Annotated in this window: 19 protein-coding genes; 14 read left to right on the plus strand and 5 right to left on the minus strand. The window is 65.7% G+C overall.

The genetic code is table 11. The annotated features are described in order from the left end of the window. Positions 1-95: 95 nt before the first annotated feature. On the plus strand, positions 96-1,058 hold the full coding sequence (locus AC3WUM_RS13635) for an acetyl-CoA carboxylase carboxyltransferase subunit alpha (RefSeq protein ID WP_492410867.1): 963 nt from the start codon (positions 96-98) through the stop codon (positions 1,056-1,058). Positions 1,059-1,126: 68 nt separating this feature from the next. Here AC3WUM_RS13635 and AC3WUM_RS13640 read toward each other — a convergent pair whose 3' ends face one another. Further along, the gene (locus tag AC3WUM_RS13640; RefSeq protein WP_492410868.1) at positions 1,127-1,579 is read right to left on the minus strand and encodes a thioredoxin family protein; all 453 of its coding nucleotides are present in this window, start codon (positions 1,577-1,579) and stop codon (positions 1,127-1,129) included. A gap of 109 nt (positions 1,580-1,688) precedes the next feature. Between AC3WUM_RS13640 and tilS the strand changes: the two genes are divergently transcribed. The 3 genes from tilS to pyrG all read left to right on the plus strand — a co-directional run bounded on the left by tilS (position 1,689) and on the right by pyrG (position 6,350). Continuing rightward, a complete protein-coding gene (tilS, locus tag AC3WUM_RS13645; RefSeq protein WP_492410869.1) occupies positions 1,689-2,933 on the plus strand; it encodes a tRNA lysidine(34) synthetase TilS in 1,245 nt (414 codons plus the stop codon). A 30-nt stretch (positions 2,934-2,963) separates the two neighbouring features. After that, on the plus strand, positions 2,964-4,598 hold the full coding sequence (locus tag AC3WUM_RS13650) for a 3-(methylthio)propionyl-CoA ligase (protein ID WP_492410870.1): 1,635 nt from the start codon (positions 2,964-2,966) through the stop codon (positions 4,596-4,598). A 93-nt stretch (positions 4,599-4,691) separates the two neighbouring features. Continuing rightward, positions 4,692-6,350 carry a CTP synthase gene (gene pyrG, locus AC3WUM_RS13655; RefSeq protein ID WP_492410871.1) on the plus strand — a complete coding sequence of 553 codons (1,659 nt, stop codon included), beginning with the start codon at positions 4,692-4,694 and terminating at the stop codon, positions 6,348-6,350. 151 nt (positions 6,351-6,501) lie between these two features. Here the strand turns inward: pyrG and AC3WUM_RS13660 are convergent, their stop codons facing one another. The 3 genes from AC3WUM_RS13660 to AC3WUM_RS13670 form a co-directional block, all read right to left on the minus strand. Beyond that, complete coding sequence (locus AC3WUM_RS13660) at positions 6,502-8,505, minus strand: prolipoprotein diacylglyceryl transferase (RefSeq protein WP_492410872.1); 2,004 nt, start codon at positions 8,503-8,505, stop codon at positions 6,502-6,504. After that, positions 8,502-10,160 carry a hypothetical protein gene (locus tag AC3WUM_RS13665; RefSeq protein ID WP_492410873.1) on the minus strand — a complete coding sequence of 553 codons (1,659 nt, stop codon included), beginning with the start codon at positions 10,158-10,160 and terminating at the stop codon, positions 8,502-8,504. Before AC3WUM_RS13665 ends, AC3WUM_RS13660 begins: the two co-directional genes overlap by 4 nt. Positions 10,161-10,586: 426 nt before the next feature. Next, complete coding sequence (locus AC3WUM_RS13670; protein WP_492410875.1) at positions 10,587-13,481, minus strand: M4 family metallopeptidase; 2,895 nt, start codon at positions 13,479-13,481, stop codon at positions 10,587-10,589. A 260-nt stretch (positions 13,482-13,741) separates the two neighbouring features. On the opposite strand from AC3WUM_RS13670, the gene eno reads away from it, so the two are divergent. The 5 genes from eno to AC3WUM_RS13695 all read left to right on the plus strand — a co-directional run bounded on the left by eno (position 13,742) and on the right by AC3WUM_RS13695 (position 17,306). Next, on the plus strand, positions 13,742-15,028 hold the full coding sequence (gene eno / locus AC3WUM_RS13675) for a phosphopyruvate hydratase (protein WP_492410876.1): 1,287 nt from the start codon (positions 13,742-13,744) through the stop codon (positions 15,026-15,028). Between the two features lie 12 nt (positions 15,029-15,040). After that, positions 15,041-15,316, plus strand: a complete 276-nt coding sequence (locus AC3WUM_RS13680) for a septum formation initiator family protein (protein WP_492410878.1) — start codon at positions 15,041-15,043, stop codon at positions 15,314-15,316. Positions 15,317-15,331: 15 nt separating this feature from the next. Continuing rightward, positions 15,332-16,048 carry a 2-C-methyl-D-erythritol 4-phosphate cytidylyltransferase gene (gene ispD / locus AC3WUM_RS13685; protein ID WP_492410879.1) on the plus strand — a complete coding sequence of 239 codons (717 nt, stop codon included), beginning with the start codon at positions 15,332-15,334 and terminating at the stop codon, positions 16,046-16,048. A 19-nt stretch (positions 16,049-16,067) separates the two neighbouring features. Continuing rightward, positions 16,068-16,553, plus strand: a complete 486-nt coding sequence (ispF, locus tag AC3WUM_RS13690) for a 2-C-methyl-D-erythritol 2,4-cyclodiphosphate synthase (protein ID WP_492410880.1) — start codon at positions 16,068-16,070, stop codon at positions 16,551-16,553. 93 nt (positions 16,554-16,646) lie between these two features. Further along, positions 16,647-17,306, plus strand: a complete 660-nt coding sequence (locus AC3WUM_RS13695; RefSeq protein WP_492410881.1) for a TetR/AcrR family transcriptional regulator — start codon at positions 16,647-16,649, stop codon at positions 17,304-17,306. Here AC3WUM_RS13695 and AC3WUM_RS13700 read toward each other — a convergent pair. Next, positions 17,282-17,818 (minus strand): Smr/MutS family protein, encoded by a 537-nt coding sequence (locus tag AC3WUM_RS13700; RefSeq protein WP_492410882.1) that lies wholly within the window; start codon positions 17,816-17,818, stop codon positions 17,282-17,284. The two genes, AC3WUM_RS13695 and AC3WUM_RS13700, sit on opposite strands and share 25 nt — an antisense overlap. A gap of 94 nt (positions 17,819-17,912) precedes the next feature. Between AC3WUM_RS13700 and surE the strand changes: the two genes are divergently transcribed. The 5 genes from surE to sppA all read left to right on the plus strand — a co-directional run bounded on the left by surE (position 17,913) and on the right by sppA (position 22,825). Further along, on the plus strand, positions 17,913-18,659 hold the full coding sequence (gene surE, locus AC3WUM_RS13705) for a 5'/3'-nucleotidase SurE (protein ID WP_492410883.1): 747 nt from the start codon (positions 17,913-17,915) through the stop codon (positions 18,657-18,659). Positions 18,660-18,709: 50 nt separating this feature from the next. Next, positions 18,710-19,336, plus strand: a complete 627-nt coding sequence (locus AC3WUM_RS13710) for a protein-L-isoaspartate(D-aspartate) O-methyltransferase (RefSeq protein ID WP_492410884.1) — start codon at positions 18,710-18,712, stop codon at positions 19,334-19,336. Continuing rightward, a complete protein-coding gene (locus tag AC3WUM_RS13715) occupies positions 19,336-19,944 on the plus strand; it encodes a DedA family protein (RefSeq protein ID WP_492410885.1) in 609 nt (202 codons plus the stop codon). The genes AC3WUM_RS13710 and AC3WUM_RS13715 overlap by 1 nt, the downstream gene beginning before the upstream one ends. Further along, on the plus strand, positions 19,944-20,870 hold the full coding sequence (locus AC3WUM_RS13720) for a peptidoglycan DD-metalloendopeptidase family protein (RefSeq protein WP_492410886.1): 927 nt from the start codon (positions 19,944-19,946) through the stop codon (positions 20,868-20,870). The genes AC3WUM_RS13715 and AC3WUM_RS13720 overlap by 1 nt, the downstream gene beginning before the upstream one ends. Before the next feature lie 65 nt (positions 20,871-20,935). Further along, positions 20,936-22,825, plus strand: a complete 1,890-nt coding sequence (sppA, locus tag AC3WUM_RS13725) for a signal peptide peptidase SppA (RefSeq protein ID WP_492410887.1) — start codon at positions 20,936-20,938, stop codon at positions 22,823-22,825. Positions 22,826-22,830 lie beyond the last annotated feature (5 nt).

Consider the following 22,830-nt stretch of genomic DNA (forward strand, 5'->3'; position numbering starts at 1 on the left):
AGGGCGCGTGGCCGTTCAGCACCGATTCGAAACTCGGCGCCACTCGTTGTAGCATCGGCACATACGGGAACTGTCTCCACCGGCCGGATTGCCGCATGAACCTGAACTACCTCGATTTCGAACAACCCATCGCCGATCTGCAGCAGAAGATCGAAGAGCTGCGCTACGCCACCGCGGGCAGCGAGGTGAACCTCACCGAAGAGATCAGCCGCCTCGAGCTCAAGAGCAAGGAACTCACGCGCCAGATCTTCTCGAACCTGAATCCCTGGCAGGTGGCCCAGCTGGCCCGCCACCCGCAGCGTCCTTACGCACTCGATTACATCAAGACCCTGTTCACCGACTGGGAAGAGCTGCACGGCGATCGTCATTTCATGGACGATCCGGCCATCGTCGGCGGCATGGCGCGGCTCGACGGCCGTGCGGTGATGGTCATCGGCCAGCAGAAGGGCCGTGACGCCAAGGAGCGCGTGCATCGCAACTTCGGCATGCCGAGGCCCGAGGGTTATCGCAAGGCGCTGCGCCTGATGCAGATGGCCGAGCGCTTCAACCTGCCGATCCTCACCTTCATCGACACGCCGGGCGCGTTTCCGGGCATCGACGCCGAAGAGCGCAACCAGTCCGAAGCGATCGCGCGCAACCTGTTCGAGCTGTCGAACCTGCGGACGCCGATCATCGCGACGGTGACCGGCGAAGGCGGTTCCGGCGGTGCGCTCGCGATCGGCGTCGGCGACCACGTGATGATGCTCCAGCACAGTATCTACTCGGTGATCTCTCCCGAGGGCTGCGCCTCGATTCTGTTCAAGTCGGCCTCGCGCGCGAGCGAAGCGGCCGAAGCCATGCGCATGACGGCCAAGGATCTCTACGAGTTCAAGCTCATCGACGAGATCGTGCCCGAGCCGCTGGGCGGCGCGCATCGCGATTACGAAGCCACCATGGCGGCGGTCAAGAATCGCCTGGTCGCCCACCTCGAGCGCCTGCGCGCGGTGCCGATGACCAAGCTGCTCGCCGATCGCTACCAGCGCCTGATGTCCTATGGCGCCTACGACCAGCGCCACTGATCAGGGCACATCGCCGCTCAACGAAAAGGCCCGCTTTCGCGGGCCTTTTCGTTGAAGCGTTCTGGCGGTCAGGGCGACAGTCCCTCGACCGGCGCGGCGGAGTCGGGCGTCGCCGGCGTGCTCGTCGGCAGCGCGATCTTCGAAAGCTCCTTGCGAATCTGATCGACCGTCATCTCCTGGTGCAACTCGCCGACCTTGTTGCCGGACGAATCGATCAGCGCGAGCCAGCCGGTGGCCTTGTTGCTCATGTAGAGCGAGTAGAGGCCGAGCTTCTGCGCGGTTTCACGCGATTTGAGCTTGCGCTCCTCGTTGGTCACGTCGAGCTTTACGAACTCGACGCTGCGCTCGAAATCGGGCTTCACCTCGGCGATCTTCGGCGCGATGAGTTTGCAGTTCATGCACCAGTCCGCATAGAACCAGACCGCCATCGGCTTGGTCGGCAGCGGTTTGTTGTCGGCGGCTTGCGCCAGGCCGGCGAGACCGAGCAGCAGTGCCAGCGTCGTGATCGTGATCAACCGCATCGTGTTCTCCCTTGCCACGTGTCTTCGGGTGACGGTGTTTTCACAAGCTTAGCGGCGCCTGGGTGAACCGCAGCGTGAAGTCGCGGGAGCGCTCGCTATGATGCGTCACATGGCATTCGATCCCGCCCGATTGCGGCTCACAGTCCCGGCAGGGGCGACACGGTTCTGCGTCGCCTACAGCGGCGGCGGCGATTCGACGGCGCTGCTCGCGGCCTTGTCGAGGCTGGATCTGCCGGCGCTGCGTGCCGTGCACGTGCATCACGGCCTGCAGGCGGTCGCGGACGACTGGCTGCTGCACTGCGAGCGCCGCTGCGGGCAGCTCGGAATTCCGCTGCAGGTGCTGCACGTGAAGATCGCGCCCGACGACCCGCTCGGCCCCGAGGCGGCGGCGCGCGAGGCTCGATATCGGGCACTCATGCAGGCATTGCAGCCGGGCGAAGTGCTGGTGACGGCGCATCACCAAGACGATCAGGCCGAGACCTTCCTGATGCGTGCCTTGCGCGGCTCGGGCGTTCGCGGGCTCGCCAGCATGCGGGCGCTGCGACGCTTCGGCGAGGGCCAGCTCTGGCGGCCGCTGCTCGAGCTGCGGCGTGCCGAACTACTCGACTGGGTAGCGGCGCAAGGTCTCGATTGGGTCGATGATCCGCACAATGGCGAGCTGCGTTACGAGCGCGTGCGCCTGCGTCGCGAGCTGCTGCCGCTGCTGACCGAGCGCTGGCCCCGTGCGACCGAATCGCTCGCGCGATCGGCGAGCTGGTGCGCGGAGGCCGACGACTTGCTCGACGAACTCGCGGCGCTCGACGCGGCTAAGATCGTCGAGCCGCAAGGCCTGTCGCGGTGTAGCCTGGAGCGGCTCAGTGCTGCGCGTCGAAACAACCTGCTGCGCTGGCATCTCGAACAGCGGTGCCTGCCGCCCGCGCCACGGACAGCGCTCGCGCGCTTGCCAGAATTGCTGGACGCGCGGGCCGATGCCGAGCCGATGCTGAGCTGGCCCGGAGTCGAGCTGCGACGGTATCGGGAGCATCTGTATCTGATGCCGCCGCTGCCGCCGGAGCCCGAAGGCTTCGAAGTGCAGTGGAGTGGTGCCGCCGCGCTGAGCCTGCCGCCGGGCTGCGGTGAGTTGAAGGCTTCGGTGCCGGGACGCTACACAGTGCGCTTCGCGAGCGGAGGCGAGCGGTTCCGGCCGGTGGCCGGGCAGCCGAGCCGCAGTCTCAAGAATCTGTTTCAGGAGCATGGCATTCCGCCGTGGAGGCGGCGCCGGACTCCGCTGGTGTTCGAAGACGGTGAGCTGGTCTGGGTTGGCGGGCTGCCCTGGCAGCCGGACCCGGTCCGGATCGAGTGGCTGCACCCATAACAACGACGATCGAAAAGGACGGAGAGAAGCATGAACGGATTGATGATGGATGCGCCGCTGCTGATCAGCACGCTGCTTGAGCACGCCGAGCGCTGCCACGGCGATGTCGAGATCGTTTCGCGGCGCGTCGAAGGCGGCGAGGGCGATGCGCGTTTCCACCGCTACACCTGGCGCGATGCGGCCAGGCGTTCGCGCCAGCTCGCCAACGCGCTGGGCCGGCTCGGAGTGAAGTCCGACGATCGCGTCGGCACGCTGGCCTGGAACGGCTATCGCCACCTGGAGCTCTACTACGCGGTCTCCGGTTCGGGCGCGATCATCCACACGGTGAATCCGCGGCTGTTCCCGGATCAGGTCGCCTGGATCATCAACCACGCCGAAGACACCGTGCTGTTCTTCGACATCAACCTCGCTCCGCTGGTCGAGAAGCTCGCTCCGCAGTGCCCGAGCGTGAAGACCTGGGTGGCGATGACCGACGCCGCGCACAAGCCGACGCAGGCCATCCCGAACCTGGTCTGCTACGAAGACCTGGTCTCGGCCGAGAACGACGACTACGTGTGGCCGCAATTCGACGAAAAACAGGCCGCCGGTCTTTGCTACACCTCGGGTACCACGGGCAACCCCAAGGGCGTGCTGTATTCGCACCGCTCCTCGCTGTTGCACGCCTACGGCTCCTGCCTGCCCGACGCGCTGAACATCTCCTCGCGAGACGTCGCGCTGCCGATCGTGCCGATGTTCCATGTCAACGCCTGGGGCATGCCGTATTCGGCGGCCCTGGTCGGCTGCAAGTTCGTGCTGCCGGGGCCGGCGCTCGACGGCGCCAGCCTCTGCGAGCTGTTCAATCGCGAAGGCGTGACCTTCTCGGCCGGCGTGCCGACGGTCTGGCTCGGCATGCTCCAGTACGTCCGCGAAACCGGCATCAAGCCGGCCGCGCTCAAGCGCTGCATCGTCGGCGGATCGGCCTGCCCGCCGTCGCTGTTCGAGGCCTTCGAGAAGGAGCTCGGTGTGCTGCTGAAGCCGGGCTGGGGCATGACCGAAATGTCGCCGCTCGGCTCGGTGAATTCGCTCGCGCCCAAGCACGAGGCGCTGCCCGCGGCGCAGCGCCAGGCGCAGGCGCTCAAGGCCGGCAAGCTCGTGTTCGGCGTCGCGGCCAAGATCGTCGACGGCGACGGCAAGCTGCTGCCGAACGACGGCGTGGCCTTCGGCGACCTGCTCGTGCGCGGTCCCTGGGTCATCGAGCGTTATTACAAGGGCGAGGGCAGCCCGCTGGTCGATGGCTGGTTCCCGACCGGCGACGTCGCCACCATCGATGCGGACGGCTTCATCGGCATCACCGATCGATCGAAGGACGTGATCAAGTCCGGCGGCGAATGGATCAGCTCCATCGATCTCGAGAACATCGCCATGAGCCATCCGGCCGTGGCCGAGGCCGCGGTGATCGGCGTCGCGCACCCGAAGTGGGACGAGCGCCCGATCGTGGTCGCGGTGCTGCGCCAGGGCGCCACGCTCACGCGCGAGGAGCTGCTGGCCCACTTCGACGGCAAGATCGCCAAGTGGTGGCTGCCGGACGACGTCGCCTTCGTCGACGAATTGCCGCACACCGCGACCGGGAAAGTGCAGAAACTCAAGCTTCGCCAGAGCTTTGCGGACTACAAGCTGGCGAGTTGAGAGCCGATATGACGGCCGGCGTGGGCGCTTTGTCCGTGGCGAGCAGAGGGCCCATGCCGTAAAATTCGCGAAACCCCCAGCCTGACCCTATCCATGCCGAACGCCAGTTCGACGCGTTTTCTGTTTGTGACGGGCGGCGTGGTGTCCTCGCTCGGTAAAGGTATTGCCGCCGCCTCGCTCGCCGCGATTCTCGAATCGCGCGGGTTCAAGGTGCGCATGATCAAGCTCGATCCTTACATCAACGTCGACGCCGGAACGATGAGCCCGTTCCAGCACGGCGAGGTGTTCGTGACCGAAGACGGCGCCGAAACCGACCTCGACCTCGGACACTACGAACGCTTTCTGCGCGGTAAGACCAACCGCCATTCCAACCTGACCACCGGCCAGGTCTACCGCAACGTGCTCGAAAAAGAGCGCCGCGGCGACTACCTGGGCCGCACCGTGCAGGTCATTCCGCACATCACCGACGAAATCCAGGCCGCGATCCGCCGTGGCGCCGAAGGCGCCGACATCTGCATGGTCGAGATCGGCGGCACCGTCGGCGACATCGAATCGCTGCCCTTCCTCGAAGCCATCCGCCAGATGGGCGTCGAGCTCGGCCGGCGCAATGCGATGTACATGCACCTGACGCTGGTGCCGTTCGTGAAGGCGTCCGGCGAGCTCAAGACCAAGCCGACGCAGCACTCGGTCAAGGAACTGCGCGGCATCGGTATCCAGCCCGACATCCTGGTCTGCCGTTCCGAGCGTCCGCTGCCGGATGCCGAGAAGCGCAAGATCGGCCTGTTCACCAACGTGCCGTACAACGCGGTGATCTCGGCGATCGACCTCGACGACATCTACAAGATTCCGAACTGGCTGCATCAGCAGGGCCTGGACGATCTGGTCGTCGAGCACTTCGGTCTCGAGGCGCGTCGCGCCGACCTGTCGAGCTGGGAGCGCGTCGTCGAGGCGCGCGACCAGCAGGACGTGGAAGTGCAGATCGCCATGGTTGGCAAGTACGTCGACCTCGCCGATGCCTATAAATCGCTCAACGAGGCGCTGTCCCACGCCGGCCTGCACGTGCATACGCGCGTGAAGATCCGCTACATCGAATCCGAAACCCTGGAACACCAGGGCACGCGCGTGCTGCAGGGCGCCGATGCGATCCTGGTTCCGGGTGGCTTCGGCGAGCGCGGCATCGAAGGCAAGATCATGGCGGCCCGCTATGCGCGCGAGAACAAGATTCCGTATCTCGGCATCTGCCTCGGCATGCAGGTGGCGGTCATCGAGTTCGCGCGCAATGTCGTCGGCCTGGCCGGCGCGCATTCCACCGAGTTCAACCCGGCCAGCCCCCATCCGGTGATCGGCCTGGTCACGGAGTGGATCGACGCCACCGGCCGCATCGAGCGCCGCGACGACAAGTCGGACCTCGGTGGAACGATGCGCCTGGGCATCCAGAACTGCCGCCTCAAGGCCGGCAGCAAGTCGCGCGCGCTCTACAACGCCGAAACCATCGCCGAGCGTCACCGCCACCGCTACGAGTTCAACAACAACTATCGGAAGACGCTGACCGAGAAGGGCCTGGACATCGTCGGCGTGTCGGAAGACGAAGAACTCGTCGAAATGGTTGAGCTGCCCGAGCACCCGTGGTTCGTCGCCTGCCAGTTCCACCCGGAGTTCACCTCCACGCCGCGCGACGGCCATCCGCTGTTCGAAGGCTTCGTCAAGGCGGCGCGCGAGCAGCACCTGGTGCATCAGCTCAAGACGGCCTGAGGCTTGTTTCCCTCTCCATTACGGCGGGGAGGGGACGAACAACAGCGGACAAGGCTTCTGTTCCTGCTTTGCAGGCTGTGTAAAAAGCCCTGGCCCCTAGGCCGTCTGCATGGGGGCTACTGCAACGGTCTCGCTCCGCGAGGGACGGCAATCACCGGTCGTCGTTCACGCAGCCTGGGGTGCAGTCAACGACAGGGCCGCCGTAGCGGGCGCAACCGCCGGGTTCACTGCAGCAAAACGGAAGAACGCGGCTGTAGCAGCCTGGATCGTTACCGCTGTTCTGCCCCCCGGCGCCTGATCTGCCGCCTTTCGAAAGACGGTCGAATACCTTGAACTCGGCCGCCATCCCGGCCCCCTTTTCGAGCAGCGTCTGGCTGCTGGCGCGCAGGGAATCGGCGGTTTCGGTAGCCTTTTCCTGCGCTTGCAGTCGCGAGTGCTGGGCTTTTTCGATGGCGTCCTGGTAGCGCCCGGGGTCGCGCTGCTGGTTCGCAGTGTGTTCGGCATCCCTGGTCTGACGTTGTTCCGCCGCATCGTTTTCTGTTTCGCTCGCGGCCTGCTGCTTGTCCTGATTGCTCTGGTTCCAGTGCTCGAGTGCGTCGGTGTCCAGGTGCGGCGCTGAAGGATTGCCGCCTGTCTGGATACCGTCTTCGTCAGGCCCTTGAGGGGTGCACTGCGAGTGCTTGCCCGTCTCCGAGATGCAGGCGTGTTCAACGGTCTGGAAACGGCTGTCGAGTTGGGCGACCTCGGCCTGCCAACCCGCGCACTGGAAGCGCTCATGGATCGCTTTGGCCTGCTGGATCACCCATAGCGCAAGGCGGGTGTGATCCAGGGCGCTGTCCGCCTCGTTCTCGGCCGAGACGCTGCGGCTTTTGAGGATGTCCAGTTCGGAGTCGCGCAGGCTTTCGGTTCCGCCGCCCGTGCACAAGGCGTCTTCCCCATCGTTTTCCTCTCCTGCAGCCGCGGCAGATTGCAGCGTCTGCTCAGGTCTTTCTGTCTCTGCCTGGGTGGATGGGCCTGCTGGTGCAGGAGCCTGCGAGTCGAGTTGTTCCTTCCAGCGCCGCGCCAGCTTGGCATCGGCCGCATCGGATGGCGCACATTCGGTCTCGAAGAATTGCAGGAGCGCGCGCGCATCGCCGGCCTTGCTGTCGGCCATGGCGGCAGGAATGTCCCGGCGCAGGCGGCTACAGTCCGCCGCCGTCACATAAGGCGGTGCCACAGTCGCGTTTGCCGCGGGGAATACGGCTGCCGCCGATAGGCCGGATGCGCTAGCGGCTGAAGTGACACCGGCGGGTTCCGCGAAGCCATTGCGAAGCTTTTCATTCAGATCGCTCGCGGTCTGGGCATACCTACGGCGGAGGTTGCCGCAGGCGTTGTCGAAGGGCTGCAAGCCTCGCTGGACAGTGGCGGCGTCGCGGGCCTTGCCGGCTGCCATCAGATCCAGTTGTTGGCTGTCGCATTGGGCGATGGTCGTAGCCAGCTTGGTGTTGGTCCAGAAGTCACCGTGGTCGCTGGGTGCCCAGCCGAGCTGTCGGGCACGGGTTTCGCTGCTGGTCAGTAGCGGTGGAAAGTGCGCGGTGAAGCCCACGTCTGTATTGAGACGCTCGGTGCTCTTGAGCAGGAGCTGCAGTCCATTGATGGCGGAGCGGCAGGCATCGTAATCGCCGTTGCAGAATTGGTTGATGGCCGCCAGCGTTTCGCGGTCGGTCTTCTCGACGCTGTCGCGGCTGCGCTGCGCAACGCTGAGGGGCATCCTGTCGAGCTTGGCTGTCGCGCCGCTCGGCGTGTCGCTGCTGCTTGCCGGCGTACCGGTGAGGTATTGCCGGCAGGCCGCCAGCTCCAGCGAAATGCAGGCGGCAAAGCCCTCGCGTTTGCCGGTGTAGTCCACCAGCGCGGCTTCGACCTGCGGCGTGGTAATGATCTGGCTCTGTGCAGGCCGATTCAGAAAGCTCAAAAAGCGCTTGGTTTCTTCGCAGCCGCGAATCATCGCCGCGATCTTCTTGCATATCTTGCTGGTATCGCAGAACCCCTGCTGCTCCCTGGCGATCTCGTCGTCGTTGCCGTCGCAGGCCAGGATGTCATCGGCGAGTACAACGGTGGGCATGATGCCGGTCGATGCCAGCAGCAGGCAGGCGAAGAAAGCGCGGAACGGGATCATGAGCCCTGCTCGTACTGCGTCAGCACCTTCTCGATCAGGGTGTCGTAGCGGTCCACGAAGTTCATGGACTCGAAGCGGCGGATGGCATCGAGGGTCTTGCTGCCGGCGACAAGGCGCTCATGGTCTGGGTCCAGCGGATGGACACCGTCGAGTACGGTGAAAGATTGGTTCGACTCCCGCAGGAGCTCGCCGCTCTTGGTTGTTCCGGCGCCCGGGTCGATCACCAGATAGGCCACGGTCGAGCTTTGGCTCACCTTCACCGTGTCCTGCCGATAGGTGTAGGTGGAGTAAAGCGTTTCGATCATGGTGGGCGGTGTTTCCTGCAAGCTTGTCTCGGCCCGGCGCAAGCGGTTCTCGGCCGCGATTTCGGTCGCTGCCGAAATCGTGCCCGCCAGCAGGTCGTAGCGGCTGTTGCCCGAGATGGTGGTGTTCTCTGCAGTTTTCTGAACCTCGCGCATCTGCCTTTGCGCCTCCCGCAACTCATCTTCTGCGTTGGCGTAAGCCGGATTGACGATGCTGCGAGTGCCGGTTTCATAACGGGATGAAATCGTGCTGCTCTGCGTATTGCGCTGGCTTTCTACAGGGCCGTAGCGGAACAGGATGATGAGATCCCTACCGCTGTCGGCGCCTTGCAGCAGGTTCGCGGGCGTGACTTCGTTTGGCAGGCGGCGGAACTCGAAGCGGGTCGGTTCTTCGACCACAGCCTGGGCCGTCGCGGACTGGGCGATGGGCCAGGCGGCGACGAGGATGTTGCGCCCCAGGGGGCCCGGCTCCCATCCCGCCTGCTGCATCTCGCGAATGATTCGCTGCTTGTCAGCATAACTGGGGGCGGAGCGCTCCTTGAGCCGCTCCGCGTAATACAAGCGCGTCAAGTAGCTGTGCTGCGTGGCGTTCAGCCCCTTGCCGTACAGGTCCCTGAAGCGCTGCAGCGAAGCCGAGGGAGCCCCTTCGACCAGGGGGCTCATCGTGGGGATATCGGGAACGATCTGAGTGATCGTCAGATCGATCGGATACTCCAACAGGAACGATGGCTGTGCGAACACGCCGTAAGCCGCGAACTCCTGTGCCGCGCTGCTGGTGAGCTGCGTGGTGATCTCGCGGGTCAAGCGGTCCAGGCGGCCCGCCACAACGTTCTTGCAACTGGAGCGGAAATCCACGTTGACGGCGACGAGCGCCGTCCTGGCATCGCCCAATCCGCTGCGCAACTGCTGCCAGCGTTCGCGCCGGGCCGTCACGGCGCTGGCTTGCAGCAGGGCGTCTTCGATCTCGGCCAAGCGTACGCACTCGTTGGCCTCGACATCCGCGAGTGACGTCAGGTATTGCTGTCGACGCTCGCCCGTCAGCGACTCGAACTGCGGACGGAATTTTACCGACAGCGCGAGGGCCGCGCGGCTATCGCCGCTCTTCTGCAAGCTCAGGAATTTTTCGATCAAGCGTTTCTGTCGAAAATCTTCTACCAGCGCTTGTTTGTCGCCATCCAGCTTTCCGAAGTAGTTCGCTTCCTTCAGCAGCAAGCGCTCGGCGGCCTCGTCCTGACCTCGCTCAACCAGCTTCTTGAAATCAGAGAACTGCGAAGTGAAAAGCCCGGCCCGGGTATCGATCGGGACGAGGAGTAGCCCCAGTATCAACAGGGCGCCTCGCAAGCTCGTTTGCACGGCAGACCCTACTGATTCTGCGAACGCATGGAGGCGAACAAACCGCGCGCTCGATGCGCTCGTCCGGCATGCCGCTCCTGATCGGTAAAGCTGTTCAACGGATGGCCGCCCATGGTTCTCCCAATGACTTTTTCAGCGCTTGACGAGGAACACATCAATCTCTTCGTGCCAAGCTACGGCCGCTCGTGGGACGGTGACATCCTCCAATTGGAGGGAACTCCGAGTTTGTAAGTCCTTATCTTGTGTTGAGGCGTAAAGGAGCTTGTCTGAGCATGGGGGATCGCAGCCGAGTGGCTCGGACCAATAGCCTTCACTTTTCACTGCGAGCGAGGGAGTTTGAATCGCTCGGGTGCATTCGCTTGATCAAGTTCCAGTAAAAAAATAAGGCGGCTTGGAAGCCGCCTTATTCGTGAGCCGCTGTGGCTCTCAGCGCCTGCGTCGGCGCAGCAACGCCACCATGCCCAGTGGAGCAAGCAACAATCCGCTCAGCGCACCGCCGCCCGAACCGCCACCGCCACCACCAGAGCCGCTGCCCGAGGCGGTGATCGCGCGAGTGGCCACCGCACTGACACCCCCGTGGCTGTCCTTCACGGTGAGCTTGGCGCTGTAGCTGCCGGCCTTGGTGTAGGTGTGCGCCTCGGTGGCCGAGCTGCCGCTGACGAAGGCCTTGTCGGTCAGCTTGCTGCCGTCACCGAAGTCGAGCGTGTAGCTGACTGCGCGGTCGCCGATGTCGGCATCGGCGCCGGCGATCGTGAAATTCACGTTCAGCGGTGCGGTGCCGCTGTTGACCGAGGCCGTCAGCGTGGCGGTCGGCAGCTTGTTGACCGGGGCGGTGGCCGAGCAGTAGCCGACGCTCAGGTCGTCGACGAACCAGCCGACGTTGCCGCCGCAGCCGTCCTGGCCGAACCCCCAGCGGAACTGGACCTTGCCGCCCTTGGCCGCGCCCGCGAGCTTGCTGATGTCGACGATGGTGGTGCCCCAGCTGCCGGTCGCTTCACCCTGGTCCGAGCCGGTCCAGGCCGCTTCGCCGGCCAGCGGGCTCGTGTTGTTGCCGCCGAGGCCGAGCGGGTCGGGCACGCCCGGAACGAGCGGGGCGTCGTTGAAGACGCCGCTGTGGGCGTTGAAGAAGAACGCATCCTGCGGAACCAGCGTCCAGGTGGTGCCGCCGTCGACGCTGAACTTGAGGTTGCCGCCGTCGAAGCCGGCTTCGGACTGCATGAAGTGCGTGAAGCTCAGGTAGCTCTTGTCGCCCGGAATCTCGATCTGCGGAGAATCGAGGCGGAACGAGCCCGAGTGATCGCCGCCTTCGGCACAGGTGCCGCCCGTGAAGTCCACCGCATAGGCGGCCTTGCCGCTGTGCGGGGCGGGCAGCTCGCTGCTGGCCGTCCACACCATCAGCTCGGCGCCGGAATCGCCGGTCAGATTGACGCTCTGCGTCCACGCCGCCGGGATGCCGCTTTCCCAATTTTCAAAGAAGGTCGGCGTCTGGTAGGTGCCCGTAGCGCAGAAGTTGGTCGGCGTGCTGGCTTCGGGTTCGAGCACCGGTTTGTACTCGCACTTCTGCGCCACGCTCATGTCGGGCTTGCCGCGGAATTCGACGGCCTGGATCACCTTGGCCACGGCCGCACAGTCGGCCGCGCCGATGACGTCGGTCGAGACCTTGCCGAAGACATCGTTGAGCGGCTTGCCGATCAGGTCGGCGCAGGATTGTTCGAGCGCGTCGGCGTGCTGGGAGAAGTTGGTCGTCGGCGTCTGGTAGACGGTTTCGGCCTGGAAGTAGATGCGCAGCGCCTTGTTGAGGCCGATCGCCGGAATCGTGACGCCGTTGAACTCCTTGCCGTCGACGAGCATCGCGAACGCATGGTTGGCGACGCCAGAGTTCGTGTGCACACCGCCGTTGTCGCCGGTGCTGCAGTAGTAGTTTTCGGAAGTGATCACGCTGCCCGGCGAGGGCGATGGGAAGCTGTCCGGATCCCACATGTCGCGCAGCAGCAGGGCGGCACCGGCTTCGCTGAGGTCTTCACCGACGACCCAGCGGCTGCCGGTGGCCGGACCGGTGTAGTACTGGCCTTCGGTCAGCGTCACGCCGAGCGGGCCTTCGAGTCCGTTGATGAGGTCGTAGGCCTCGCCGAAGATGTCCGAATACGCTTCGTTGAGCGCGCCGGACTGGTACTGGTAGACCAGACCGTGGGTGTATTCGGTGTAGGCGTGGCTCCACTCGTGGCTGACGACGTCGTCGGCGTCGAAGCCCGGGCAGTAGTTGGTCGAGGTGCCGTCCCAATACGCGTTCGGGCAGTTCTCGTTGATCAGGTAGACGCTGCGCTGCACCTGCTTGGAGGCTTCGACCGCGCCGTCGTCATAGCCCTCGCGGCCGAACAGGTTCTTGTAGAGGTTGTAGGTGCCGCCCGCGAAGATGTAGAGGTTGTTCAGGAACACCGTGGCGGGCACCGGCAGGATGTTCGGTGCGCGCGACGACGCCGGGCTGCCCTTGGTATCGCCCTGGAAGGCCGGATCGGCCGGGGCCAGCGCGCTGCCTTCGGTCAGGAGCGGCGGCAGGTCCATGGTCGGCGTGTAGATCTCACGGTTGAGCACCGCGTGGACTTCGTTGATGCGATTGAGGATCGCGCCGGTATTGGCGTTGAGGATGAGGCGCTCGCGCACGGCTTCGCCGGCGGCGCCCTTGACCATCACCTCGTAGGCGAGGAAGTTCTTGCCCTCGATGCCCTTGAGCAGGCCGGCGCGGTAGATCATCAGGCGACTCGATTCGATCGCCAGATGCGCCTTCGGATGCAGCTTGCGGGCCGCGGCGAGGCCGGTGGCGCGCAGTTCGGCGACGGTCTTCTTCGCTGTCGTCGACAGGCCGGCCAGGTCCTTGACGAACACGCCGTTGGTGCCCGTGATGCCCTGCGAATTCATGTGCACCACGACGCGCGCGCCGAACACCGGCAGTCCTTCGTAGAACTGATCGAGGTGGACGTGGGTGCCGCCGTAGCCGTCGCGCGTCTGCCGTTGCTGCTGCAGCTCGGTCAGCGGCGAGCTCACGCCGAGCACGCTGCCGTAGATCGACAGGAAGTTCTGCGCGCGGTCGAGCGCCGGGCCGGCGCCGCCGTCGAGCATCAGCACGCTACTGCCAAGCGCATGCACGTTCGCATAAGCCTGCTCGCTGACGAGCGTGCTCTTGATCCGGCCGCCGGCGTTGCTGCTGAGCTGCGCGAGCGCTTCCGGCAGCGAGACGACCGGACGGTCGACGGCCGCGAGGCTGGTGGCCGGAATGGAGAGGGCCGCGATCGCGGCAGCGAGCAGCGTGGGCTGGACCAGCAAGCGGAAAGCAGACGGCTGTGCAACGGGGCGGGCGAGCATGGAAGGCGGAAGGTAGGGAGAAAGGTGATTCGAGTATCAGATTTTTCCTACAACTCCCGTAGGGGGAGAAATACCTAATCCGATCACCGGGAACTACTCGCCGGCTCGATCGCCGATCCGCTTCCGTTCTTTGGCGGTACAGGGAGCCCACCGCTACAATTCACCGGTTATTCGGGTTTCAACCCTCCTTCTCGTCCCAAACAACCAGGAAAGCCTGACGCATGTCGAAGATCGTCCAAATCTCCGCACTCGAAATCATCGATTCCCGCGGCAACCCCACGGTGGAAGCCGAAGTGGTGCTGGAGTCCGGCGCGGTCGGCCGTGCGGCGGCGCCGTCGGGCGCTTCGACCGGCACGCGCGAAGCGGTCGAACTGCGCGACGGCGACAAGAAGCGTTACCTCGGCAAGGGCGTGCTGCAGGCCGTCGACAACGTCCACACCGAAATCGCCAAGGCCGTGCTGGGCCTCGACGCGCAGGACCAGGGCGTGCTCGATCAGGCGCTGATCGAGGTCGACGGCACCGAGAACAAGGAACGTCTCGGCGCCAACGCGCTGCTCGCGGTCTCGCTCGCCAACGCACATGCCGCGGCCGCCGAAAACGACCTGCCGCTGTTCCGCCACCTCGGCGGCATCCAGGCCGACACGCTGCCGGTGCCGATGATGAACGTCATCAACGGCGGCGCCCATGCCGACAACAACATCGACATCCAGGAGTTCATGATCCTGCCGGTGGGCCTGCCGAGCTTCGGCGAAGCCCTGCGCGCGGGCGCGGAAATCTTCCACACGCTCAAGAAGGTGCTGAAGGAAAACCGCCACAACACCGCCGTCGGCGACGAAGGTGGCTTCGCCCCGAACCTGCCGTCGACCGAAGCCGCGCTCAAGGTGCTCGTCGAAGCGATCGACAAGGCCGGCTACAAGGTCGGCAAGGACATCTATCTGGGCCTCGACGTCGCCTCGAGCGAGTTCTTCAAGGACGGCAAGTACGACCTCGAAGGCGAGCGCAAGAAGCTCAGCTCGGCCGAGTTCGTCGATTACCTCGCCGACCTCGTGAACCGCTATCCGATCATCTCGATCGAAGACGGCTGCGCCGAGAACGACTGGGAAGGCTGGGCGCTGCTGACCAAGAAGCTCGGCAACAAGGTGCAGCTGGTCGGCGACGATCTGTTCGTGACCAACACCAAGATCCTGTCGCGTGGCATCACCGAAGGCATCGCCAACTCGATCCTGATCAAGCCGAACCAGATCGGCACGCTCAGCGAAACGCTCAACGCCATCCGCATGGCGACCGACGCGGGCTATTCGGCAGTGGTGTCGCATCGCTCGGGTGAAACCGAGGACGCGACGATCGCCGACATCGCCGTCGGCACGGTGGCCACGCAGATCAAGACCGGTTCGCTGTGCCGCAGCGATCGCATGGCCAAGTACAACCAGCTGCTGCGCATCGAGCGTTCGCTCGGCAACCGCGCGCGTTATCCGGGTGCTGCTGCTTTCCCGGTGAAGCTGGGCTAAGCTCGCGTCCAAATGCGCAAAACCGTCGCCATCGTCGCGCTGTCCGCGCTGCTCACTGCCCTGCAGTGGCGGCTATGGGTGGCCGACGGTGGCGTCGCGCATACGAGCCGTCTCAAGGCTCAGGCGGCCGTCGCGGCCGCGGAGCTGCAAACCCTGCGGGTGCGCAATGCCTCGCTGGAAGCCGAAGTGCAGGATCTCAATTCGGGCAAGGCCGCCATCGAATCACGCGCGCGCGTGGCGATGGGCATGATCCGCCCCGATGAAACCTTTTATCTCGTCGTCGAGTAAGCGTCCGCAGCCCTCATGAGCGGTCGTCCCCAGCGTTACTGGGCCGTCGTTCCCGCTGCCGGTGGGGGCTCGCGCATGGGCCTCGCGCGGCCCAAGCAGTATCTGCCGCTGCGTGGTCGCACGCTGATCGAATGGAGCCTGGCGCCGTTTCTCGACTGCGGCTGGATCGATGGCGTCGTCGTCGCGCTCGCCAAGTCCGACAACGAGTTCTCGCGCCTGCCGGTGGCCCGGCACCCGAAGATCGTCATCGCCCAGGGCGGCGGTGCGCGGGCCGATTCGGTGATGGCCGGCCTCGAGGTGGTGGCCGAGAAAACCCGAACCCTGTCCGCGGCCGTGCAGGTACTCGTGCACGATGCGGCGCGGCCCTGCCTGGACTGGGCCGATCTCGATCGCCTGCGTGACGAGGCCGACGACCAGCACGGCGGCCTGCTCGCGCTGCCGATGAGCGATACGCTCAAGAGGGCCAAGCAGAACAAGGTCAAGGAGACGGTCGACCGCGCGTTCTACTGGCGCGCGCAGACCCCGCAGCTGTTCCGTCTCGATCTGCTGACCTCGGCGCTGCGCGAATGCTCCGAGCGCTCGCTGCAGGTGACCGACGAGGCCAGCGCGATGGAATGCGCCGGCTACGAGCCGCGTCTCGTGCGCGGTCGCGAGAGCAACCTCAAAGTCACCTATCCCGAAGACCTCGTGCTGGCCGATTTCTGGCTGCAACGGCAAGAGCTGCAACCCTAAGTTTTCTGCTAACTAGACCATGAGCATGCGCATCGGACACGGCTTCGATTCCCACCGGCTCGAAGCGGGCGAGGGCATGCGCCTCGGCGGCGTCTGGATCGCCTGCGATTGGCGGCTCGTGGCGCACTCCGATGGCGATGCGCTGATCCACGCGCTCTGCGACGCCCTGCTCGGAGCGATCGGCGGAGGCGACATCGGCCGGCTGTTCCCGGACAACGATCCGCAGAACAAAGGGCTCGATTCGCGCATCTTCCTGCGCGAAGTCATGCGCCGGGTTCGCGAGCAGCACTACGAGGTCGTCAACGCCGACATGACCCTGATCGCGCAGGTGCCGCGCATGGCCCCGCACGCGACGGCGATCCAGGAAACGCTGGCCGCCGAACTCGGCGTTCCGGCCGAGCGCGTAAACCTGAAGGCCAAGACCAACGAGGGCATGGGCCACCTCGGCCGGCGTGAAGGCATCGCCGCCCATGCGGTCGTTTTGCTGCAGTGCGTCAAGAAATGACGATCAAAATCAGCGTGCTGGCTCTGCTGCTATAGGCCTGCCTATAATCCCGGGATGCAGACTGCGCCCACCAAGCCGGCACGGCGTCGCCCGATGAGGGGAGGTCGTGACACCCGCGAGGAGATCCTGGCCTCGGCCGAGGAACTCCTGCTCAAGCGCGGTTTCAACGGCTTCAGCTACCAGCACATCGCGGTCAAGCTGGGCATTCGCAACGCAGCGATCCACTACCACTTCACGACCAAGGAAGACCTCGGCGTGGCGCTCGTGCGCCGGTATCGCCTGCGGTTCCTGTCCTGGACCGACGAAGCGGCGGCGACGCAGGCTAGCGCATTCGAGAAACTCGTCTCGTATCTGCAGACCTACATCGACTACCTCGAAGGCCACTGGCGCATCTGCCCGGTCGGCATCTTCGGCGCCGAATTCGATGCCATTCCCGATCTCATGCGTCGCGAAGCGCAGATGCTCATGCGCGACGTCTACGAGTGGATGGTGATGACCCTGCAGGAAGGCCGCCGCGACGGCTCGATCGCCTATCAGGGCGATTCGCGCGACAAGGCGATGGAAGTCGCTGCGGCGCTGCAGGGCGCCCTGCAATTCGCGAGCATGGCGGGTCGCGAGCGCTTCGAGCAGGTGTTCCGCCAGATCGCCCTCGGCTTGCAGCCGTCCCCAGCCCCGTCCAAGCAGAGCGGCGCAGTCAGCCCAGGCCGCCTGAGCTCTGGCGGCGCGCCTCAGCTGGCGCGCAGCAACACGTAGATCGCCCCGGTTCCGCCGTCGTGCGGCCTCGCGCTGCAGAAGGCGAGCACCTCGCGCCGCTTGCGCAGCCAGCCGTCGACCAGCCCCTTGATCACCGGCCCCGAATTCGGCGAGCCATTGCCCTTGCCGTGGATGATGCGCACGCAGCGCCAGCCGCGATCCTGGCAGTGCGCCAGAAAGCCCGCGACCGCCGCCTTTGCCCTGTCGCGATTGAGTCCGTGCAGGTCGACCTCGCCTTCGAGCCGGTAGCTGCCGCGGCGCAGCTTGCGGAATACGCTGTCCTGAATGCCCTGCGAGCGGTAGCTCAGGGTGTCGCCGCTTTCGAAGGTTTCCGGGTCGGGGCCGTCGAGCATTTCGGCGAGCACCGCGAGTTCGTCTAGCCGCGTCTGCCTGGGCTGGGCCGAAGGCAGCGGTTTTTCGACGGCCACGTGCGCGGCCTCGGGCGAGCGCTGCACGCCTTGCATCGCCTCGCGGAAGGCTTTGAGGTCGTCGTCATCGTCGTGGGCGCTCATGGCGTCGGCTTGCGGAAAATGTGATGCGGAGAAGGTCAGCGGATCGACACGCTCGGTTGGTACACTAGCCGAACTTCTGACCTCCATCGAGGCCATGCGGATCCTCCTTTCGAACGACGACGGCTGCACCGCGCCGGGCCTGCTGGCCCTGCGCAAGCGGCTCGCCGAACAGCACGACGTCACCATCGTCGCCCCCGACCGCAATCGCAGCGGAGCGAGCAACTCGCTGACCATCCTGAACCCCCTGCGCGTGCACCGGCACGGCGACGACGTGATCTGCGTCGACGGCACGCCGTCGGACTCGGTGCACCTGGCGCTCAACGGCCTGCTCGACGAGCGCCCGCAAATGGTCATCTCGGGCATCAACGCGGGCGCCAACCTCGGCGACGACACGCTCTATTCGGGCACCGTCGCCGCGGCGATGGAAGGGCGCTGGCTCGGCTTTCCGGCCATCGCCATCTCCAACGTCTCGATCGCGCCGAAGCACTGGGAAACCTCAGCCGAAGTGGCGGCGCTGCTCGTCGAGCGGCTGGGCCGCGAGGCGCTGCCGAAGGACACCATCCTCAACGTCAACGTGCCGGATCTGCCGTTCGAAGAACTCAAGGGCTTCGAAGTCTGCCGGCTCGGCCATCGGCACCGGTCCGAATCGGTGACCAGGGCGGCCGATCCGCGCGGCCGCACGATCTACTGGATCAACGCCGCCGGCCCGGGCGCCGACGCCGGTCCGGGCACCGATTTCCATGCGGTCGAAAACGGCCGCGTCGCCATCACTCCGCTGCTCGTCGATCTCACGCGTCACTCGGCGCTCGAATCGCTGTCGACCTGGGTGCGCGGTCTGTGACAGTGCCGCGCCACCATCACGCCCGCGGTCTGGGGCTGACCTCGGCATCGATGCGCAGCAAGCTGCTCAACGAACTGCGGCTGTCCGGCATTCACAACGAAAAAGTGCTCGAGGTCATGGGGCGCATCGCGCGCCACGAGTTCGTCGAGGAGGCTTTCTCTTCCGAGGCCTACAAGAACCGTTCGCTGCCGATCGGCCACGCGCAGACCATTTCGCAGCCCTACATCGTCGCCCTGATGACGCAGGCCGCACTCGGTGCGCCGGGCACCGTCAAGCCGCGGCGCGTGCTTGAAGTGGGCACCGGCAGCGGTTACCAGACCGCGGTGCTCGCCGAACTCGTCGAGGCCGTCTTCACGGTCGAGCGCATCCGTCCGCTGACCGAATCGGCCCGCCAGCGCCTGCAGCGGCTCGGCTATCGCAACGTGCACTTCGGCTATGCCGACGGCATGCAGGGCTGGATGCCGTATGCGCCCTACGACGCGATCGTCGTCACCGCGGCGGCGCAGACGGTACCGTCGAGCCTGCCGGATCAACTGGCGCCAGGTGGCCGGCTGGTGATTCCGGTCGGCGCCGGCAAGGCGCAGAAGCTGCTGCTGATCGAGCGCCACGCGACGTATTTCAGCGAAACCGTGCTGTCCGACGTGACCTTCGTTCCGCTGCTGGCCGGGCGCATCTGATGGAACAGTTCGGCGTCTGGCTGCAGGAGCTCGTGAGCCGGCTCGGTTATTTCGAGATCGCCCTGTTGATGGCCCTCGAATCGAGCCTGTTTCCGGTGCCTTCGGAGCTCGTGATGATTCCGGCCGGCTATCTGGCCGCGCGCGGCGACCTGAACCCCTGGCTCGCGGCGCTGTGCGGGGCGGGCGGCTCGCTGGTCGGGGCGAGCGTCAATTACATGATCGGCCGCTACGTCGGCCGGGCTTTCCTGCTGCGTTACGGGCGCTACCTGCTGATCGACCAGGCCAAGTACGCCGAGGCCGAGGCGATGTTTTCGGCCAATGCCAGGCTCGCGACCTTCGTGGGACGCTTCATTCCGGTGGTCCGGCACCTCATTTCGCTGCCGGCGGGCGTGTTCAGCATGGGGCTGGTACCGTTCGCCGTGCTGACGACGGTCGGCTCGGGGCTCTGGTGCGGCTTTCTGGTGGCTCTGGGCTATTACTTCGGCGAACCCGTGGTCGCCGTCGTGAAGACCTATACGCACGAGGCGACCCTGGTCGCGGTGGCTGCGATGGCCGTTTTCATCGCGTGGTTCCTGCTGAAGCGCCGAGCCCCGGCGCCTAGAGACTGATGATCGAGATTGGCAAGTCGCTGCGCCTGATGGCTTTGACGTTCGTGCTACCGCTGGCTGGCTGCGCCGGCATGGCGAGCTGGGAAACCGATGGCGGACCCGAGCAGCAGAGCTACAACAACGAGCTTCCGGCGCCGGTGCAGCGCGAAAGCCAGCCGATCCCGCAGCGCCCGGTCGGCCCGACGGATCATCTGGTCAAGCGGGGCGACACGCTGTACTCGATCGCGTTTCGCAACCAGCTCGACTACCGCGAGCTCGCGCGCTGGAACAACATCGGCTCGGACTACACGATCTACACCGGCCAGGTGCTGCGGCTCACGCCGCCGGGCGCGCTCGCGCCGACCGGTACGCGCGTGGCGGTGCAGGGCGTCGACCTCAACGAGACGGCCAGGCCGCAGGCCTTGTCGACCCAGCGCACGCCGGTCACCGCGTCGGCGATGCCGGCGCCGAGTTCGGCGCCGGTGCCGGTGGCTTCGCCGGCCGAGCCGTTCCCGATGCCGACCCCGACGCAGCCGGCGACCACCCCGATCATCGCGACGCCGGCCGGAACCGGCGGCCAGCCCGGCTGGCGCTGGCCGGTCGACGGCGTCGTCGCGCGCGGTTTCAACCCGAGCGCCGGCTCGCGCGGCCTGGATTTCACCGGTACCGTCGGTCAGCCGGTGGTCGCGGCCTCGGCCGGCAAGGTGGTCTACAGTGGCAGCGCGCTCAAGGGCTATGGCGAACTCGTCATCATCAAGCACGACGATCTGCACCTGTCGGCCTACGGCTACAACCGCAAGCGCCTGGTCAAGGACGGCGATGTCGTGGTCGCCGGCCAGCAGATCGCGGAACTTGGCGTCGGGCCCGAGAACAAACCGGTGCTGCATTTCGAGATTCGCGAGCGTGGCCGGCCGATCGACCCGGTTCCGTTCCTGCCCAATCGCTAGCCGATCGCCGGCCGTCACCCCCATCCCGGCATCACCCGACCGTCATTCGTCCTATCCAGGTGCCCATGAGCGACAACCAGCCCGAGCGTAAATCCTTCATCCGCCGCGCTTTCGGCGGCCTGTGGTCACTGATCGTCAACCTCTACCGCGGCGTGATCATCATCAGCTTCCTGTTCTCGCTCTATCTGATCTGGAGCGCGGTCACGGGCGGCGGCGGCAGGAAAGTGGAGGACAACGTGGCGCTCGTGCTGTGGCCGAGCGGGGCGCTCGTCGACCAGCTCGACAGCGATCCGGGCCAGCGCCTGCTCGAACAGTTCAACGGCGAGCCGCCGTCGCAGACCCGCCTCGGCGATCTGGTCGAGGCCATCGAAGCGGCGGCCGACGACAGCCGCATTCCGCTGGCCGTGCTCAAGCTCGACAACCTCACGGGCGCGAGCATGCCGCAGCTCGAGGAGCTCGGCGCCGCGATGAAGAAATTCCGCGACAAGGGCAAGCCGATCTACGCCTACGGTCCGTCCTACGATCAGACCGGCTATTTCGCCGCATCGCTGACCGACGACATCTCGATGGACCCGTTCGGCAGCGTGATGCTCGAAGGCCTGTCGGTCTACCAGAACTATTTCAAGGAAGGCCTCGACAAGCTCGGCGTCGAAATCAACGTGTTCCGCGTCGGCGAGTACAAGTCGGCGGTCGAGCCGTTCTTGCGCAACGACATGTCGGAAGAAGCGCGCGCGGCCAATCGCGAATGGCTCGGCGATCTCTGGAAGAACTACGACCAGGTGGTGGCGACCCACCGCCAGTTCGAGCCGGGCTTCTCGGATCGCTACGTCGCCGGCTTTCGAGATGCGCTGAAGGCCCATGAGGGCGACACCGCCAAGCTCGCGCTCGACGCCAAGCTCGTGACGCGGCTCGAAACCCTGTCCGAATTCCGCCGCCGGGTCGCGGAGCGCGTCGGCGAGGACGAGGAGCACGGCAGCTTCCGCCAGATCCACTACGGCGAATACCTGCGCTCGGTCCGCTCCGATCGGCGCAGTGCCGAGGCCAGCGGCAAGAACAGCGAGGTGGCGCTCATCGCGGTGCAGGGCGAGATCGTCGACGGGCTCGGCGAGGCGGGCCAGGCCGGCGGCGACACCATCGCCGATCTGCTCGACGAGGCGCGTCGCGACGACAAGGTGGCCGCCGTGGTGCTGCGCGTCGATTCGCCGGGCGGCAGCGTCTGGGCTTCGGAGCAGATTCGCCGCGGCGTGCAGGAGCTCAAGGCCGGCGGCAAGCCGGTGGTGGTGTCGATGTCCTCGATGGCCGCTTCGGGCGGCTACTGGGTCAGCATGGACGCCAACCGCATCTTCGCGCACGAATCGACGATCACCGGATCGATCGGCATCTTCGGCCTGATTCCGACGCTCGACAAGCCGTTCGCCAAGCTCGGCATCCACACCGATGGCGTCGGCACCACGGCGCTGGCCGGCGCGTTCCGTATGGATCGTCCGCTGTCCGACGACGTCAAGGCCATCATCCAGTCGCAGATCGACAAGGGCTATCACAACTTCATCGAAGGCGTGGCGGCCGGTCGCAAGCTCGAAGTGGCGAAGGTCGACGAGATCGCGCGCGGCCGCGTCTGGAGCGGCAAGCACGCCAAGGAGATCGGGCTCGTCGACGAATTCGGCGGCCTCGAGCAGGCGGCGGCGTCGGCGGCGCTGCTCGCCGGCCTGACCGAAGGCAACTGGAAGCTCAAGCCCTTTGAGCAGCGCGCCGGCGGCCCGCTGTCGATGATCGCTCAGTTCTTCGGCTCGGCCGGCGTGCGCCTCGACTGGCTGCCGAACGGCATCCGCCTGCCGCTGCAGGGCTGGCTCAAGCACGCGGATGTCAACCAGGCGCTCGCACTGCTCAGCGATCGGCGCGGCATGTATGCCTACTGCTTCTGCGAACCCGCGCTGAGCAGCCAGACGCGGCACTGAGCCGG

The organism is Hydrocarboniphaga sp. FW305-C-57 (assembly GCF_058783045.1).

Bases quoted from the DNA above. Each gene is read 5' to 3' on its own strand.
- AC3WUM_RS13635 (WP_492410867.1), top strand. From the start codon at position 96: ATGAACCTGAACTACCTCGATTTCGAACAACCCATCGCCGATCTGCAG.
- AC3WUM_RS13640 (WP_492410868.1), bottom strand. From the start codon at position 1,579: ATGCGGTTGATCACGATCACGACGCTGGCACTGCTGCTCGGTCTCGCC.
- tilS (WP_492410869.1), top strand. From the start codon at position 1,689: ATGGCATTCGATCCCGCCCGATTGCGGCTCACAGTCCCGGCAGGGGCG.
- AC3WUM_RS13650 (WP_492410870.1), top strand. From the start codon at position 2,964: ATGAACGGATTGATGATGGATGCGCCGCTGCTGATCAGCACGCTGCTT.
- pyrG (WP_492410871.1), top strand. From the start codon at position 4,692: ATGCCGAACGCCAGTTCGACGCGTTTTCTGTTTGTGACGGGCGGCGTG.
- AC3WUM_RS13660 (WP_492410872.1), bottom strand. From the start codon at position 8,505: ATGATCCCGTTCCGCGCTTTCTTCGCCTGCCTGCTGCTGGCATCGACC.
- eno (WP_492410876.1), top strand. From the start codon at position 13,742: ATGTCGAAGATCGTCCAAATCTCCGCACTCGAAATCATCGATTCCCGC.
- AC3WUM_RS13680 (WP_492410878.1), top strand. From the start codon at position 15,041: ATGCGCAAAACCGTCGCCATCGTCGCGCTGTCCGCGCTGCTCACTGCC.
- ispD (WP_492410879.1), top strand. From the start codon at position 15,332: ATGAGCGGTCGTCCCCAGCGTTACTGGGCCGTCGTTCCCGCTGCCGGT.
- ispF (WP_492410880.1), top strand. From the start codon at position 16,068: ATGAGCATGCGCATCGGACACGGCTTCGATTCCCACCGGCTCGAAGCG.
- AC3WUM_RS13695 (WP_492410881.1), top strand. From the start codon at position 16,647: ATGAGGGGAGGTCGTGACACCCGCGAGGAGATCCTGGCCTCGGCCGAG.
- AC3WUM_RS13700 (WP_492410882.1), bottom strand. From the start codon at position 17,818: ATGAGCGCCCACGACGATGACGACGACCTCAAAGCCTTCCGCGAGGCG.
- surE (WP_492410883.1), top strand. From the start codon at position 17,913: ATGCGGATCCTCCTTTCGAACGACGACGGCTGCACCGCGCCGGGCCTG.
- AC3WUM_RS13710 (WP_492410884.1), top strand. From the start codon at position 18,710: ATGCGCAGCAAGCTGCTCAACGAACTGCGGCTGTCCGGCATTCACAAC.
- AC3WUM_RS13715 (WP_492410885.1), top strand. From the start codon at position 19,336: ATGGAACAGTTCGGCGTCTGGCTGCAGGAGCTCGTGAGCCGGCTCGGT.
- AC3WUM_RS13720 (WP_492410886.1), top strand. From the start codon at position 19,944: ATGATCGAGATTGGCAAGTCGCTGCGCCTGATGGCTTTGACGTTCGTG.
- sppA (WP_492410887.1), top strand. From the start codon at position 20,936: ATGAGCGACAACCAGCCCGAGCGTAAATCCTTCATCCGCCGCGCTTTC.